At 58.6% G+C, this 16,522-nt stretch carries 15 protein-coding genes; 5 read left to right on the top strand and 10 right to left on the bottom strand.

All coding sequences use genetic code 11. The features are described from left to right. Window positions 1-26: 26 nt before the first annotated feature. The 9 genes from ACEN93_RS19755 to amaB all read right to left on the bottom strand — a co-directional run bounded on the left by ACEN93_RS19755 (window position 27) and on the right by amaB (window position 11,034). On the bottom strand, window positions 27-932 hold the full coding sequence (locus ACEN93_RS19755; protein WP_495610409.1) for a cation diffusion facilitator family transporter: 906 nt from the start codon (window positions 930-932) through the stop codon (window positions 27-29). A gap of 129 nt (window positions 933-1,061) precedes the next feature. Then, entirely contained in the window at window positions 1,062-1,826 is a 765-nt protein-coding gene (locus tag ACEN93_RS19750) for an SDR family oxidoreductase (protein ID WP_011332209.1), read from the bottom strand. A gap of 739 nt (window positions 1,827-2,565) precedes the next feature. After that, the gene (locus tag ACEN93_RS19745) at window positions 2,566-3,282 is read right to left on the bottom strand and encodes an ABC transporter ATP-binding protein (RefSeq protein WP_011332208.1); all 717 of its coding nucleotides are present in this window, start codon (window positions 3,280-3,282) and stop codon (window positions 2,566-2,568) included. Next, window positions 3,279-4,151, bottom strand: coding sequence for an ATP-binding cassette domain-containing protein (locus ACEN93_RS19740; protein ID WP_007950657.1), 873 nt, complete (start codon window positions 4,149-4,151; stop codon window positions 3,279-3,281). Before ACEN93_RS19740 ends, ACEN93_RS19745 begins: the two co-directional genes overlap by 4 nt. Beyond that, the gene (gene livM / locus ACEN93_RS19735; RefSeq protein WP_064593135.1) at window positions 4,148-5,449 is read right to left on the bottom strand and encodes a high-affinity branched-chain amino acid ABC transporter permease LivM; all 1,302 of its coding nucleotides are present in this window, start codon (window positions 5,447-5,449) and stop codon (window positions 4,148-4,150) included. Before livM ends, ACEN93_RS19740 begins: the two co-directional genes overlap by 4 nt. 3 nt (window positions 5,450-5,452) lie before the next feature. Beyond that, window positions 5,453-6,367 (bottom strand): ABC transporter permease subunit, encoded by a 915-nt coding sequence (locus tag ACEN93_RS19730; protein ID WP_039766704.1) that lies wholly within the window; start codon window positions 6,365-6,367, stop codon window positions 5,453-5,455. 229 nt (window positions 6,368-6,596) lie between these two features. After that, a complete protein-coding gene (locus tag ACEN93_RS19725) occupies window positions 6,597-7,730 on the bottom strand; it encodes an ABC transporter substrate-binding protein (protein WP_039766703.1) in 1,134 nt (377 codons plus the stop codon). A 364-nt stretch (window positions 7,731-8,094) separates the two neighbouring features. After that, a complete protein-coding gene (amaA, locus tag ACEN93_RS19720; RefSeq protein WP_103386761.1) occupies window positions 8,095-9,378 on the bottom strand; it encodes an L-pipecolate oxidase in 1,284 nt (427 codons plus the stop codon). A 165-nt stretch (window positions 9,379-9,543) separates the two neighbouring features. After that, the gene (amaB, locus tag ACEN93_RS19715) at window positions 9,544-11,034 is read right to left on the bottom strand and encodes an L-piperidine-6-carboxylate dehydrogenase (RefSeq protein WP_495610408.1); all 1,491 of its coding nucleotides are present in this window, start codon (window positions 11,032-11,034) and stop codon (window positions 9,544-9,546) included. A 161-nt stretch (window positions 11,035-11,195) separates the two neighbouring features. Here amaB and ACEN93_RS19710 point away from each other — a divergent pair, with 161 nt between their 5' ends. Beyond that, window positions 11,196-12,101 carry a LysR family transcriptional regulator gene (locus ACEN93_RS19710; RefSeq protein WP_074689648.1) on the top strand — a complete coding sequence of 302 codons (906 nt, stop codon included), beginning with the start codon at window positions 11,196-11,198 and terminating at the stop codon, window positions 12,099-12,101. Window positions 12,102-12,143: 42 nt separating this feature from the next. Here ACEN93_RS19710 and ACEN93_RS19705 read toward each other — a convergent pair whose 3' ends face one another. After that, window positions 12,144-12,953 (bottom strand): helix-turn-helix domain-containing protein, encoded by an 810-nt coding sequence (locus ACEN93_RS19705; protein ID WP_074689647.1) that lies wholly within the window; start codon window positions 12,951-12,953, stop codon window positions 12,144-12,146. A 174-nt stretch (window positions 12,954-13,127) separates the two neighbouring features. On the opposite strand from ACEN93_RS19705, the gene ACEN93_RS19700 reads away from it, so the two are divergent. The 4 genes from ACEN93_RS19700 to pncB all read left to right on the top strand — a co-directional run bounded on the left by ACEN93_RS19700 (window position 13,128) and on the right by pncB (window position 16,521). Then, the gene (locus tag ACEN93_RS19700) at window positions 13,128-14,579 is read left to right on the top strand and encodes an alanine/glycine:cation symporter family protein (protein ID WP_495610407.1); all 1,452 of its coding nucleotides are present in this window, start codon (window positions 13,128-13,130) and stop codon (window positions 14,577-14,579) included. Between the two features lie 146 nt (window positions 14,580-14,725). Next, window positions 14,726-14,995 carry a hypothetical protein gene (locus tag ACEN93_RS19695; protein ID WP_074689645.1) on the top strand — a complete coding sequence of 90 codons (270 nt, stop codon included), beginning with the start codon at window positions 14,726-14,728 and terminating at the stop codon, window positions 14,993-14,995. Continuing rightward, window positions 14,988-15,218 (top strand): hypothetical protein, encoded by a 231-nt coding sequence (locus tag ACEN93_RS19690; protein WP_085667731.1) that lies wholly within the window; start codon window positions 14,988-14,990, stop codon window positions 15,216-15,218. Before ACEN93_RS19695 ends, ACEN93_RS19690 begins: the two co-directional genes overlap by 8 nt. A 79-nt stretch (window positions 15,219-15,297) precedes the next feature. Beyond that, window positions 15,298-16,521, top strand: coding sequence for a nicotinate phosphoribosyltransferase (pncB, locus tag ACEN93_RS19685; protein ID WP_085648080.1), 1,224 nt, complete (start codon window positions 15,298-15,300; stop codon window positions 16,519-16,521). Window position 16,522 lies beyond the last annotated feature (1 nt).

Genomic DNA, 16,522 nt, shown 5'->3' with positions numbered 1-16,522 from the left:
GGGAGCAGGCTCCCTCGCCGCAAACATCAGGCAATCCACTTCCGGTCGCCAGTGAAGCTGATGGTCAGCCAGCGCGCCGCATCCGGTTTGCCCAGCTTCGCGGAAATCTCCTCACGTAGCACGTCCAGCTGACCGACGCTCTGCAGCCGGTAGTCTGCTGGCAACACCACATGAATCTCGATAAACCGCGCCCGCCCGTGCTTCTGCACGTAGGACACGTAGTCGTCGAAACCATGCTCGACCTTGGCCGCGTCCATCACCTGGCGGACCTGATCGTCCAGCGTGTCCGGCGCAATGCCGAGCACGTCCCGCAGCGCCGGGCCGAGGATCTTGAAGGCCGGCGGCAGCATGGTCAGGGCCAGCACGATGAGAATCAGCGGGTCGACGAACTTCGCCCACTCGCCATAACCCTGGGACTGGAGCAACAGCGCCGCAAGGAAACTGATCAACAGGCCCACGGACAGCATCGCGTCCACCAGCCAGCTGATGTTGTCGAACTGGATCAGGCTCGACTTGAGCTTGCGATTGCGGTGCCGGACGTAGAAGAAGTAGGCGAACTCGACAACGGTGAACACCGCCGCGTAGATGATCACCAGCCCCAGTTCGATCTCACGACCGCCATTGATGATGCCGAACACACCGTTGAGAAACGCGTAGATCGCGATCAGCAACAGGAAACTGCCCTCGATCAGCAGCACCATCGGCTCCAGGTGCCAGAAGCCGAACTGGAAGCGCTGGTTGCTTTGCTTGGCGATCAGCTTCGCGGTGATCAGCATCAGGACTTTGATGAAGGTGGCAATCAGCGAAAAAAAGCCATCGAACAGGATGGACTGGGAACCCGAAACAAAACCGGTGACGATCCCGGCGATCGACACGGCCAACATCAGGATGGTCGATTGTTTGAGCAGCGACTGCTCACCTCGGTTACTCACTTTGACTCCTCGAAAACCTTGAAAACCGCAGGGTGCGGTGGGGTTGTTGAGGAGTGAGTCTACCTTACTGCCAGATTTTGGCCGATTTGCCCTCTTTGCCAGCCCACTGACAAAGAGGGCAAAACCGTATCAAGCCTTGTTGCGCTCGATGGCAAAACCGGCCCAGGTCTGGCTCACCGGCATCAGTTCCAGGCTGTTGATGTTGATGTGCGCCGGCGCGTTCAGCACCCAGAAAATGGTCTCGGCGATGTCCTGCGGCTGGATCGGCTCGGCACCGGCGTAGGTGGCGTCGTAACGCGCCTGATCGCCGGCGAAACGCACCAGCGAGAACTCGCTCTCGCACAGGCCCGGCTCGATGTTGCTGACGCGCACACCGGTGCCCTGCAGGTCGCAGCGCAGGTTCAGCGAGAACTGTTTGACGAAGGCCTTGGTCGCGCCATAAACGTGGCTGCCCGGGTACGGATAGTTACCGGCGATGGAGCCGAGGTTGATGATGCCGGCGCCACGACCGTGGGCGATCAGCCGAGGCAGCAACAGGCGAGTGCTGTACATCAGGCCTTTGACGTTGGTGTCGACCATGGTGTCCCAGTCGTCGAGGTCGCACTTCGGCGCAGGGTCCACGCCCAGCGCCAGCCCGGCGTTGTTGATCAGGCCACGCAGTTTGGCGAACGATGGCGGCAGGTTGGCAATCGCCTCCTCCATCGCCTTGCGATCACGCACGTCCAGCACCAGGCCATGCACTTCGGTTTGCTTCGACAGTTCGGCGCACAGCGCGTTGAGGCGTTCTTCACGACGACCGGTCAGCACCAGTTTCCAGCCGGCCTCGGCAAAACGACGGGCACAGGCTTCACCAAAACCGGAGGTCGCGCCGGTGATAAACAGGGTGTTGGACATCGTGTTCTCCTTGCTTCGGCCGCCGGGGCAGCCATTGGAATAGAAAATCAGCGGGCAGCATGCCCGGCCCTGCTTTAACCGGCAACCACCGAATCCTGCTCATTAATTGATCAATGGCCGCTACGCCATATGCGCCGTGGCCTGGAGCCATGTGCACGCACGTTATCCACAAGCCCTTCCACAGTTTCCGGGGGCAAGTGGAAAAGCGCAAAGCCGCGCCACACAAGGCTTTGCGAGCGATTCAGAAAGTTTTTTGCTTGACCCTGAACAACCAGTTGTGCCGGGCAGGGCATTTTGCACGACCGGCCGGTCATGGCCATGATTGCGCGAGGCCAGCAATTACGGCCCTCAGCCGAGTCTTTCCAGAGTTTAATCACAGACTTATCCACAGGATTAACCACAACGATCTGCACCTTTTTGTACCCCTATAAAAAGGTTGACAAACAGGCCTTCCCCTCAGCAAAAACATACTGATCAAAAAACAATCACACCTCTGCAAGCCACGGTTTAAAAGGCTTTCAGCGAGCTACACCCACGTTATTCACAGCCAGTTCCACAGCAAACGGGGACAAGTCAAAACTGTGGAAAAACAGCCATTTGCAGCGTCTATATGTCGCGCTTTGGCAGGTTGGCGATTTTGTTTTCCACAATTTCCCGAACGTGTCTGTCTTCGGTGAACAGTCGGGCGCAAAAAAGCCCCGACACTCACGCATCGGGGCTTGTGGACAACTTCAAACGATCAGTGACCGCCGAGGTAAGCGTTACGCACCTCCTCGTTCACCAGCAGCTCCTGGCCGGTTCCCGTCAGGCGGATCTCGCCATTGACCATCACGTATGCCCGGTCGGACAGCTTCAACGCATGGTTGGCGTTCTGTTCGACGAGGAAAATGGTCATGCCGGTTTTCGCCAGTTCCCGCAGGGTGGCGAAGATCTGTTTGACCACGATCGGCGCCAGCCCCAGGCTCGGCTCATCCAGCAGCAACAGCTTGGGCCGGCTCATCAACGCCCGGGCGATGGCGAGCATCTGCTGCTCGCCGCCGGACATGGTCATGGCCCGCTGATTACGGCGCTCCTCGAGCCGCGGGAACAGCTCGAACATGCGCTGCATGTCTTCCTTGGCGTACTTGTCGCCGATCGGAATGGTGCCCATCAGCAGGTTTTCCTCGACGGTCATGTCGGGGAACACACGCCGCCCTTCCGGCGATTGCGCGATGCCGTTGGAGGCGATGTAGTGCGATGACTTGTGGGTAATGTCCACGCCCTGATACAGGATCTGCCCGCCCGCCGCCCGAGGCTGGCCGAAGATCGACATCAGCAGCGTGGATTTGCCGGCACCGTTGGAGCCGATCAGGCTGACGGTTTCCCCTTCGTTGATCTGCAGCGAAACACCTTTGAGGGCCTGGATCGGGCCGTAGAACACGTCCAGATCCTTGAGTTCGAGGATGGGTTGCGTCATACGACTTCCTCTTCGTCGGCGCCCAGGTAAGCGGCGATCACTTTCGGATCGTTACGAATGGCATCCGGTCCGCCCTCGGCGATGACGATGCCGTGGTCCAGCACCACGATGTGATCGGAAATGCTCATTACCATGCCCATGTCGTGTTCGATCAGCACCACGGTCAGATCGTGCTCGTCGCGCAGCAGCCGGATCATCGCGCTCAGCGCTTCGGTTTCCTGAGGGTTGAGGCCGGCGGCCGGTTCGTCGAGGCAGATGATCTGCGGCCGCGTGCACATGGCCCGGGCGATCTCCAGACGCCGTTGCTGGCCGTAGGAAAGCTCACCGGCCAGACGGTTGGCGCAGTCCACCAGATCCACCACTTCCAGCCAGTAGAACGCGCAGTCCAGCGCATCACTTTCGGCCTTGCGATAGCCCTTGGTGTTGAGGATGCCGGCCAGCATGTTGCGGTTGACCCACATGTGCTGGGCCACCAGCAGGTTCTCCAGCACCGACATCTCCTTGAACAGGCGAATGTTCTGGAACGTCCGGGCCAGGCCCGCGCGGTTCACCAGATGGGTGCCGCCGAACATCTTGTAATACAGGCGACTGGCAAAGTTTTTCGGCGAGACGAAGTCGGTCGGCTTGAACGATTCGCCCAGCAGCTGGATGACGTTGGTCTGCTGGCCGCGCACGTTGAGTTCGATCTTGCCGCCGGAGGCTTTATAGAAACCGGTCAGGCAGTTGAACACCGTGGTCTTGCCGGCGCCGTTGGGGCCGATCAGGGCGAAGATCGAGTTGCGTTTGACCTTCAGGCTGACATCGCTCAAGGCCTTGATGCCACCGAAGTGCATCATCAGTTTTTCAACAGAGAGTACGACTTCACTCATGGCGCAGTCCTCTCATAGTGAATGGCACCTTTGCGTGGAGTGACCCCGGTGCGGCTGATGCGGATCAGCCCGCGAGGTCGCCAGATCATCATCAACACCATCAGGATGCCGAACAGCAGCACGCGGTATTCGGCGAAGCCGCGCAGCAGTTCCGGAGCAACCGTCAGCACGAACGCTGCAATCACCACACCGATGGTCGAGCCCATGCCACCGAGCACAACGATGGCGAGGATCAATGCCGATTCGAAGAAGGTGAACGAGGTCGGGTTGACGAAACCTTGATAGGTGGCGAAGAACACACCCGCCAGACCCGCCGTGGACGCACCGATAGTGAACGCCGAGAGCTTGACCAGCACGTGGTTGAGGCCCATCGAGCGGCAGGCGATCTCGTCTTCACGCAGGGCTTCCCAGGCGCGGCCGACCGGCATCTTCACCAGGCGATGCTTGATGTACAGCACGGCCAGTACCACCAGGAACAGCACCGCATAGATGAAGTAGTACTTCACGTCCGGGTTGTAGGCGATGCCGAAGAACTCGTGGAACGGCACCCCGCCATCCTTCGCCCGCTTGCCGAATTCCAGACCGAAGAAGGTCGGCAATGGCGCCGGCATGCCGTTCGGGCCGCCAGTCAGGGACAGCCAGTTGTTGAGCACCAGACGGATGATTTCACCGAAGCCCAGGGTCACGATCGCCAGGTAGTCGCCGTGCAGGCGCAGTACCGGGAAACCGAGGATGCAACCGGCAAGGCCAGCGGTGATCGCCGCCAGTGGCAGCACGGTCCAGAAGCCCAGGCCGAGGTACTGATAACCGAGCGCCAGACCGTAGGCGCCGATGGCGTAGAACGCCACGTAACCCAGGTCGAGCAGGCCGGCCAGACCGACCACGATGTTCAGGCCAAGACCCAGCAGCACGTAGATCAGTCCGAGGATGACCACGCCCAGCAGGTAGGAGTTGGAGAAGAACGGCAACGCCACGGCGATGGCGATCATCAGCGGGATGATCCAGCGCAGGCGCGATTTGTAGTCCGGGGCCAGCACATGTACGCCGGAACCGGTGCTCTCGAATCCGTCGAGAATGCGCAGGCCTTTCGGGGTTTGCAGGAACAGACTGAGGGCAAAGCGGCCGGCCATGACGATGGCAATGATCCATGCCACGCGGGTCGGTTCGAGGTTGAAGCTGTAGCCGTCGAGTACGACGCCGACGATCGGCCCGAACACAATCAGGGCGATTAGACCGGCGAGAATCGCCTCAACCAGGCTTTTTTTGACATCAATGGATTTTGCAGTGGTTGAAGACATCGCTTACACCTTCGACACAAGAGGACGGCCCAGCAGGCCCTGAGGCCGGAAGACCAGAACAAGTACGAGCAGCGAGAAGCTGAACACGTCTTTGTAGTCGGAGTTGACCAGGCCCGAGAACAGCGACTCGGAGATCCCGAGGATGATCCCGCCGAGCATGGCGCCAGGCAGCGAACCGATCCCGCCCAGTACTGCCGCGGTAAATGCCTTGATGCCGATGATGAAGCCGGCATAGAAGTCGAAGGTGCCGTAGTTCATGGTGATCAGCACGCCGGCCAACGCCGCCATGGCCGCACCGATGATGAACACGTAAGAAATCACCCGGTCGGTGTTGATGCCGAGGATCGAAGCCATCTTGCGGTCCTGCTGGGTCGCACGGCACATGCGCCCGAGCTTGGTGTACTTGATGACGTAGGTCAGCAGGCCCATGCCGACGAATGCGGCCACCAGGATGAAGACTTTGGTGTAGGTCAGTTGCACGAAGCCGGTACCGACTTCGACACGCCATGCTCCGGTCAGCAGGGTGGGAACGCCCTGTTGTTTGGCGCCTTGGGCGATCTGTGCGTAGTTCTGCAGAATCAGAGAGATGCCGATGGCGCTGATCAACGGTGCCAGTCGGGTGGAGTTGCGCAGGGGTTTGTAAGCGACTCGCTCGATGACCCAGCCATACACCGCCGTGATCACGATGGTGAATACCAGGGTGCCGAGCATCAGCAGCGGGAAGGATTCAATACCGAAGTAAGCCAGCAGAGCCAGACTGATTGCCGCCAGGTAAGCAGAAATCATGTAAACCTCGCCGTGGGCGAAGTTGATCATGCCGATGATGCCGTAGACCATTGTGTAGCCGATGGCGATCAGGCCATAGACCGACCCGAGGGTCAGGCCGTTGACCAGTTGCTGCAGGAAAATACCATCCATAACGCAATCTCACGCAGTGAGAACCTGCACACCCTGAGGCGCGCGGTTCTTCTAGGAAAAATACAGATTTACGTCGGAGCAATGTCAGACAGGAAACCGCAGCCCCCTTGTGGGAGCTGGCTTGCCAGCGATAGCGGTAGAACATTCAACAAAGTTGTCGACTGTCAGGCCGTCATCGCGGGCAAGCCCGCTCCCACAGGGAATGTGGCGTCCGGTTGATCAGGTGCCGTTACTTCTGCTTTTCCAGCTGGTGATATTTGCCGTCCTTGTCCCACTGGTAGACCACGTAGTCGGAGACCTTAAGGTCGCCTTTGGAGTCCCAGGTCTTCTCGCCCATGACGGTCTTGACCGGGTTCTTCTTCAGCCAGGCAGCGGCCTCCTCGCCCTTGTTCGACTTGGCGCCGTTGAAGGCGGCGGCCAGGGTCTGAACCGATGCATAGGCGTACAGGGTGTAGCCTTCAGGCTCGGTGCCAGCCTTGCGGAATGCATCTACCACGGTCTTGCTGTCTGGCAGCAGGCGTGGGTCGGCACCGAAGGTCATCAGCACGCCGTCGACGAATTGCGGGCCGCCGGCGGTGGTCACCAGTTCGTCGGTCACGATGCCGTCATCGGACATGAACTTGACGTCTTTCAGGCCTTGTTCACGCAGTTGGCGAACCAGCGGGCCGGCTTCCGGGTGCAGGCCACCGAAGTAGACGACATCGGCGCCGGCGCCACGGATCTTGGTGACGATGGTGCTGAAGTCTTTTTCGCCACGGGTCAGGCCTTCGTACAACACTGGCTTCACGCCGCGTTTTTCCAGCTGAGCCTTGGTCGCGTCGGCCAGGCCCTGACCGTAGGTGTCCTTGTCGTGCAGCACGACGACTTTCTTGCCCTTGAGCACGTCGACGATGTAGTCGCCGGCGACGATGCCTTGCTGGTCGTCACGGCCGCACATACGGAACATGGCGCTCAGGCCGCGCTCGGTCACTTGCGGGTTGGTGGAACCCGGGGTGATCGCGATGATGCCGGCTTCGTCGTAGATCTCGGACGCAGGAATGGTGGAGGACGAGCAGAAGTGGCCGACCACACCGGCGACTTTCTGGTTGGTGAGGTCCTTGGCGACCGTCACCGCCTGTTTCGGCTCGCAAGCGTCATCGCCCTTGACCAGGACGATCTTCTCCCCGTTGACGCCGCCCGCCGCGTTGACCGCGTCGGCCGCCGCTTGTGCCCCTTTCATGTATTGCTCGCCAAATGCCGCGTTGGCGCCCGTCATCGGACCCGCCACACCGATTTTCACATCAGCTTGTGCAAACGCAGAAACACCCAGCGCAGTAGCCACTGCGAGGGCCAGAAAGCCTTTCTTGTAAAACGTCTGGGACATGAGGTGGTGCTCCAAGGTTTTTTTTAGTTGGCACTGCGACTTCACTTGAATGCTCAGAGCAAGGGCCGTGCCATCGGTTTTTTATTCTTCAAAAAGTCGCTGCTTTCTTGTTATTTCGACTGTTTCGTTCCCATTTTCATTGGGCGTGCAACCGTCTAAACCGCGGAAGGTGAAACCAATTATTTTTTCAGGCGCAACCCGCACGCGCCATCATTGCAACCGCGGCGCCAAACGACGTGCAACCAGCCTGTAACAGCCCGCGTCACCGAACTGCACACTGCTGGTGCGGGACTGCTACAACCCGCACCATTACAGGCTAGTCGCTACATCGAAAAGCGCCGCTTCCGGCAACATATTTCAACACTCAGATGACGATCCGCAGGCACTGGCCCGCGTGATACAGCGAGAACCCGGCCTCGTACAGACAACTGCGCAAGCCCACCCCTGCCAGCGGCTGCATCGGTGCGAAGGGAATCGGCAATGCCTGAGGATTTCCGTTACACAGGTAATCGGCGAAGGCCTTGCCGACCACGGTGCCGGTAGTCACCCCACGGCCGTTGTAACCGGTGACGGCCACCAGTCCCGGCGCCGGTTCGAACAGGCGCATCAAATGATCAGGGGTGAACGCGATGCGCCCGGTCCAGGTGCATTCCCATTCAACTGGCTTGAGATTGGGGAAGTAATGTTGCTGCACCCGGTCGGCCCAGGCCTTGAGGAACCAGGTCGGTTTCTGATTGCCGTTGCCGAGGCTGCCCAGCAGCAGACGGCCGTCCTTGTCGCGGCGGATGCTGCTCAGCACCTGGCGGGTATCCCACGAGCCCTGCCCGCCCGGGAGAATTTCCTGGGCGGCGTCTTCGGTGAGCGGCACCGAAGCGACCTGATAGTAGTAACCGGGAAAGAAGTTGCGCTTGAGTTCGGTCCAGTCGCCTTCGGTGTAGGCGTTGGAAGCGATCACCACTTGTTCGGCCAGCACCGAACCCTGCTCGGTCTGCACCGACCATTTCTGCCCTTGCCGTTCAAGACGCGCGACCGGGGAGTGATCGAACATCTGCCCGCCAAGGCTCATTACAGCATTGGCCAGCCCGGTGACGTAGGCCATCGGATTGAGCGTACCGGCGCGCCGGTCGAGCAGCGCGGCGGCGATCTTCTGTGTACCGGTCGCCTGCTCACAGGCCTTGCCAGTCAGCAGTTCGACCGGCGCACCCCGGCGCTTCCATTGTTCTTCGCGACTGCGCAGATCCGCCTCACCCTTGGCGTTATGTGCCATGTGCAGGGTGCCTTCGCGGCGCAATTGGCAATCGATGTTGTATTTATCCACAAGGCTGAACACCAGCGCCGGCGCCGCACCGAGCATGCGGTTGAGCTGACTGCCGACCGCCTCGCCGAATCCCGCCTCGATCTCGTCCGGTGGAATCCACATCCCGGCGTTGACCAGCCCGACGTTGCGCCCGGAGCCGCCATGCCCGGCGCGATGGGCTTCGAGCACGCAGACACTTTTGCCTTTCTCCAGCAGGTGCAGCGCCGCCGACAGTCCGGTGAACCCGGCGCCGATCACGCAGACATCAACCTTGACCTCGCCCCTGAGCGCCGTGTTATCCGGGCGTTGCGGCGTAAGCTTTTCCCACAGACATTCTTCGCGTAACGGCATTGCCAGACTCCAACAGAAACCTGCCAAACACACCTAAGAGATCGTTCCCACGCTCTGCGTGGGAACGCAGTCAGGGACGCTCTGCGTCCCGAAAGCGAACGCGGAGCGTTCGGTGCAGCATTCCCACGCAGAGCGTGGGAACGATCAATAGCTTTGAGAAAACTGTCAGTCGAAGGTAATGCCCTGCGCCAGCGGCAATTCCAGCGAGTAGTTCACGGTATTGGTCTGCCGACGCATGTACGCGCGCCACGCATCCGAGCCCGACTCACGACCGCCGCCCGTTTCTTTCTCACCGCCGAACGCGCCGCCGATTTCCGCGCCGCTCGGGCCGATGTTGACGTTGGCGATGCCGCAGTCGCTGCCGACCGCCGACATGAATTTCTCGGCCTCGCGCACATCGGTGGTGAAGATGCACGACGACAACCCTTGCGGCACGGCATTGTTCAGGCGCAGCGCCTCTTCGAAATCGCTGTAACCGACCACGTACAGGATCGGCGCGAAGGTCTCGCTGCACACCACGTCGCTCTGCTCCGGCATTTCAACGATGGCCGGCGACACGTAATAGGCATTCGGGAATTGATCTTCGAGCTGGCGCTTGCCGCCGAACACCCGGCCGCCCTCGCTCAGCGCCTGCTCCAGCGCATCCTGCATGTTTTCGAAGCTGTGCTTGTCGATCAGCGGGCCGATCAGGTTACCTTCCAGCGGGTGACCGATACGGACTTTGGAGTACGCGGCTTTGAGGCGGGTGACGATTTCTTCCTTCACCGACTCATGGGCAATCAGGCGACGCAAGGTAGTGCAACGCTGACCGGCGGTGCCGACGGCGCTGAACAGAATGGCGCGCACGGCCATGTCCAGATCGGCGCTCGGGCCGAGGATCATTGCGTTGTTGCCGCCCAGTTCGAGAATGCTGCGGGCGAAACGCGCGGCGACTTTCGGCGCCACTTCGCGGCCCATGCGGGTGCTGCCGGTGGCGCTGATCAGCGCGACACGCGGGTCATCCACCAGCGCTTCGCCGGCATCACGACCACCGATGATCATCTGGCTCAGGTGCGCCGGGGCATCGCTGAAATTCTTCAGTACGCGTTCGAACAGCGCCTGACAGGCCAGCGCGGTCAGCGGGGTTTTCTCCGACGGCTTCCATACCACCGGGTTTCCGCAGACCAGCGCCAGCGTGGTGTTCCATGCCCATACCGCGACCGGGAAGTTGAACGCACTGATCACGCCGACCACGCCCAGCGGGTGCCAGGTTTCACGCATGTGGTGGCCCGGACGCTCGGAGGCGATGGTCAAGCCGTACAACTGGCGGGACAGGCCGACGGCGAAGTCACAGATGTCGATCATCTCCTGCACTTCACCCAAGCCTTCCTGAGTAATCTTGCCGGCCTCCCAGGAAACCAGTTCGCCGAGCTCGGTCTTGTATTCACGCAGCACTTCGCCGAACTGACGCACCAGTTCGCCACGACGCGGGGCCGGCACCTTGCGCCAATGTTCGAACGCATGATCTGCGCGACTGATGTGCTGCTCGACTTCGGCCGGGCCTTCCCAGTTCACGGCGCCGATGCGGCTGCCGTCGATGGGCGAATGCACCGGCACTTTGCCGTTCTGGTACAGGGCCGGGTTCACACCTAGACGATCAAGCAATGCGGCAACCATGGGTCACTCCTCAAGCAAAAAACTGAATGTGTGCGGGCGCGTTTTCACGACCGGGCAGACCTTTAGTTGTAGCGTCAGGAAGGCTGTGCAACAAACGACCTTTACGCGAGATATCATTCCGTTTATTCATGCTGCGCAGAAAGACAAGAAAAGGAACGCCCATGCTGAACAAACGCCACTTGCCGTCGATCACCGCGTTGCAGTGCTTCGAGGCTGTGACCCGGCACCTGAGTTTCACCCGGGCCGCCGAGGAACTGAACCTGACCCAGAGCGCTGTCAGCAAGCAGGTGGCGCAGCTCGAAGAATTGTTACAGCACTTGTTGTTTCGCCGGGTGCGCCGCCGTTTGCAGATGACCCCGGCCGGCGATCTGTATCTGGTGGAAGTCAGAAAAATCCTGACCCAGGTCGAGATGTCGACCCATTACCTGCGTTCCTACGGCGGCGAAACCGAAGTCCTGCGGGTCTCCACGCCCTCGACCTTCGGCGCTCGCTGGCTGGTGCCGCGCCTCAAGGGCTGGCGTCTGCGTCATCCGTCGATCCATCTGGACCTGTGCAACGAGCAGGAGGCCGATGACTTGCTGCAAGGGCGCAGCGACCTGGCGTTCTATTTCGGCCAGGGTTCACGCCCCGGCACCGAATGCCTGAAGCTGTTCGGCGAAGAACTGGTGCCGGTCTGCGCGCCGAGTAGCCTGCCGGACATTCCGTTGACTGATCCAACGCAACTCACCGATCTGGTCCTGCTGCAGAATGCTTCGCGCCCGCAAGCGTGGCACGACTGGTTCGACAGCCAGGGCTATCAGACCGAACACAGCTACCACGGCCCGCGCTTCGAAACCTTTTATATGTGCATCCGCGCCGCGCAGGTCGGTTGCGGCGTCGCCCTGCTGCCGAGGTTTCTGGTGGAAGAGGAATTGGCCGACGGCAAACTGGTCATTCCCTGGCAGCATGCGATGCCCAGCACCGACGCCTATTACCTGGCCTATCCGGAACACGCGGCAGAAGTGCCCAAGGTGCGGGATTTCGTGAAGTGGATGCTGGAGCAGATCGATAGTACTAATGCCGACTGACCTGAGTGAAAACGCGTTGTATTGCGCCGGCTCGGCGAATCGTCACGCAATTACAAACAGGCCATCAACAAACTTGGTTTGAGTGAGTCGCGCGCGCAGGTCGTCATCGATAACCGGATCATCAACGTCATAAAGTCGCACCCGGCGATAAGCATCGATCCGATTGATTTCCTGCCCCAGATACTCCCAAACGACTCGCGAACAAGCCGGAGCCCGATGGTCAGCGGCGGACACACCCATTTTCAGACCGTTGAGCCGTGTGATGCAGCTCTTGAAGCTTGGTATGAGAATGGTCTGGCTGATCTCGTTCGAGGTCAGTGACTCGTAGTCGATAAGAAACAGGCGATCTCTGAGGTAGTAAGCGAACCCGATGTATCGATACCTTTCAAACTCACCTTCGGCACCCGCAATCTGTAAGCACTCGTTTCGCTCATAGACGATGTCTGATCCATCTTCACAGACGTGCACCAGCGAGCACAGAATCGAGCCAGGCTCCGTCATAGCGTGATAGTACTCATAGTAGTAACCAGTGTGCGCCTTGAGCTCCGGCGAGGAGTGTTGACGCAGGTGTCCAAGCATTCTCTGCGGTGCAGTTTGTTCTTCGACTGTGCCGGGTTTCCTAGACCTCATGCCGATCAGTGTGATGAATTGCTCTGTCGGAAGGGCTATTTCAAACGCCTCGACCCCGAAAAAATCGCAGATTCTTTTCAAGTTGAAAGCTGTAGGTACACTATTCCCACACAGATACTTATTGAATTGCCCGCGATTAATTCGAATCTTCCTACAGACTTCCGCGACAGATCTGTAGTGACTGCACAGAAGTCTTAAGTTAGCTGGAAGAAACTCCCACATAAATATCCTTGAAACAGTTTTAGAAGACGCAACCATAGCAGCAACTCGCATCACTTTTAAGCAACTTGCGAAATTGCGGCCTGCGAAATATGGCTGGATATTACGAGCCCTGATATTTCAGGACTTAACCAGCTAATAAAAAACGCCAGCACTTTCAATAGCAAGGAGCTTTGAATGCTAGACATCATCAACGACTTTCTTACGGGAAAGGTTTTGATCCCTGTAGTCCTTGGACTGGGTAGCTATTTCACCATCCGATCAAGGTTTGTCCAGTTCAGATATTTCCTGCACATGTTTACCGTTTTACAGGGCAGTTGGCGCAGCGGCAGTCGCCATCTGAGTTCGCTTCAGGCATTGACCCTCAGCCTCGCCGGGCGGGTGGGCACGGGCAACATCGTCGGGGTAGGGATTGCAGTGAGCATGGGAGGACCCGGCGCCGTGTTCTGGATGTGGATGACAGCCTTGCTCGGCATGTCGAGTAGCTTCTTCGAATGCACACTGGGCCAACTCTACAAACGTAGCGATGGGAATGGCCTGTTTCGAGGCGGCCCCTCTTGGTACATCGAGCACGGTCTGGACAAACGCTGGCTCGGAACAATTGCAGCGCTTCTACTGCTGGTGACGTTTGGATTTGCAATCAATGGTCTCGAATCGCATGCAGTCTCACATTCGCTGAAAGACGCTTTCGGTCTGGCGCCCATGTGGTCAGGACTCACATTGTCCCTGCTGCTCGGGGCAGTTTTTATTGGTGGGATAAAACGAATAGCTGCCGTAGCCGACTTGTTGGTGCCGTTGAAGGTTCTCGCTTACATCGGCGTTACGAGCTATGTGATCGTGCTGCAGTTCGATCAGGTTCCGCCAATGCTGATGACCATCATCCGAAGCGCATTCGGTCTGGATCAGGCCTTTGGTGGATTGGTCGGCAGCGCAATAGTCATGGGTGTGAGACGCGGTGTGTTTTCCAATGAAGCGGGGCTGGGCAGCGCTCCCAATGTTGCTGCCGTGGCGAAAACCGACCATCCCGTGGCACAGGGCGTGGTGCAGGCATTCAGCGTATTCATCGACACGTTCGTGATTTGTACGTGCACGGCATTACTCATTTTGCTTTCGGGTTTCTACTCGCCTGGATTTGAGGGCGACGGTGTTGCGTTGGCACAAAACTCGTTGGCAGCCGTGGTCGGTGAATGGGGGCGAATGTTCATCAGTGTGGTGCTGGCGCTGTTCGTCTTCACGGCGATGCTCTACAACTATTACCTCGGGGAAAACAGCCTTCGGTTCATGTTTGGCGAGCCTCGAAAAACGCTGTTCTTCTACCGATCGCTGGTATTGGTTTTGGTGTTATGGGGGGCGGTAGAGGATCTTTCGACCGTGCTTGCTTTCGCCGACATCACCATGACGTTGCTGGCGCTGGTCAACCTTGTAGCCATGGCACTGCTGTTTAAAGTTTGCCTCCGGATCTTGCGAGATTACGACGAGCAGCGTCGTATCGGAATCAATACGCCCATTTTCGATTCCAGCAAGTTTCTTGATCTTGATCTCGACCCGTTGGCCTGGCCGCCGCGACCAAGAAAACTACAAACAATAAATCGCAGTTCGTCATCGGCAACCAACGAAGTAACTACATGATCAGTTTAAACAATTAAGCCGAGTGCTAAGCCATTCGACCCCGCAATGGCTCAGCAAACCAATATATAAGAACCTCATCAAATCGACTTGAAGAAGAAAAAACTCTTCTACTCATTAAGCCAAAAACAATTATCAGGACGCCCCCGATGAATCGTTATTTCCCACTTAAAGCCAATGCGACCAACAGTCCAACTTACTTGATAGATACACACTCCGCACCCGGCCAGCTGTTCGAAGATGCCTGCTTCAGAATCCGCGCTGCTGTCAGCCTTCTGGAGACCCTGACATCCGTAACCATCAAGGACATCAATGACTCAGATCTGTACCGACTGATACTTCCCGTTTATGTATTACTTCAAGATGGCGTTGACACACTCGACCAGGTTTCCTTCAAGGGAGACTTCACTCATGGCTGAGAAAGCAACCTATGCAATGCTCAGGGCAGCAATGATCAAAGCGGTTGAAACCAACCTCATCCCTAGGCATTCGCGTCTCGCAGAGTACATAAAAAGTTGGGAACGACTTGAGCTGGTCATTCAAGCCTCCCTCGATGTGTATCCCGAACAAAAAGCGGCTGCAGGAAAAAAAAAGCAAAAGCCGTCAAAAACAAAAGCAGGCCACCGAACAAAAAATCGCTAGCAATCTTCATCCAGGATATGCGCCACTAGCGCCATTGATTGATACCGCGCCAACGCGCGGCCCGCCTGGAGACCCCGTTATGAGCGAGAGTGTGTTTGCCGATCGCATCGTGCAGAACCTGCTCGACACCGACTTCTACAAACTGACGATGATGCAGGCGGTGCTGCACAACTACCCCAACGTCGAAGTCGAATGGGAGTTCCGTTGCCGTAACAGTGAAGATCTGCGCCCGTACCTGGCGGAGATCCGCTTCCAGGTCGAGCGTCTGGCCGAGTTGAGCCTGAGCGCCGATCAGTTGAGTTTTCTCGAGCGCATCTCGTTCCTCAAGCCGGATTTCCTGCGCTTCCTTGGTCTGTTCCGTTTCAACCTGCGCTACCTGCACACCGGCATCGAGAACGGCGAGTTGTTCATCCGCCTGCGCGGGCCGTGGCTGCACGTGATTCTGTTTGAAGTGCCGCTGCTGGCGATCGTCAGCGAAGTGCGCAACCGCTATCGCTACCGTGAAACGCTGCTGGAACAGGCCCGCGAACAGCTTTACCGCAAGTTCGACTGGCTCACCGCCAATGCCTCGGCGGAAGAACTGTCGCAGTTGCAGGTCGCCGATTTCGGCACCCGTCGCAGGTTTTCCTACCGCGTGCAGGAAGAAGTGGTGAACGTGCTCAAGCACGATTTCCCCGGGCGTTTCGTCGGCACCAGCAACGTGCACCTGTCCCGCGAACTGGACATGAAACCGCTGGGCACTATGGCTCATGAGTGGATCATGGCCCACCAGCAACTCGGCCCGCGACTGATCGACAGCCAGATCGCCGCCCTCGATTGCTGGGTTCGCGAATATCGCGGCCTGCTGGGGATCGCCCTGACCGACTGCATTACCACCGACGCTTTCCTCGGCGATTTCGATCTGTTCTTCGCCAAGCTGTTCGACGGTCTGCGCCACGACTCCGGGGACCCGGTGCTGTGGGGCGAAAAATGCATCGCCCACTATCACAAGCTCGGCATCGACCCGATGAGCAAGACGTTGGTGTTCTCCGACAGCCTGACCCTACCCAAGTCGCTGGAGATCTTCCGGGCCCTGCGCGGCCGGATCAACGTCAGCTTCGGCATCGGCACCAACCTGACCTGTGACATTCCGGGTGTCGAACCGATGAGCATCGTGCTTAAAATGACCGCCTGCAACGGCCAACCGGTGGCGAAGATCTCCGACGAGCCGGGCAAGACCCACTGCAAAGACCCGAATTTTGTCGCCTACTTGCGACACGTTTTCCAGGTTCCTGCCGTTTCCAGCCTTTCCAGCAAGGAGTGAA

The sequence above is a fragment of the Pseudomonas sp. Pseusp21 genome (assembly GCF_059492145.1).
The sequence above is the reverse complement of the archived record's forward strand: the minus strand, read 5'-3'. Positions and strand labels throughout refer to the sequence as shown.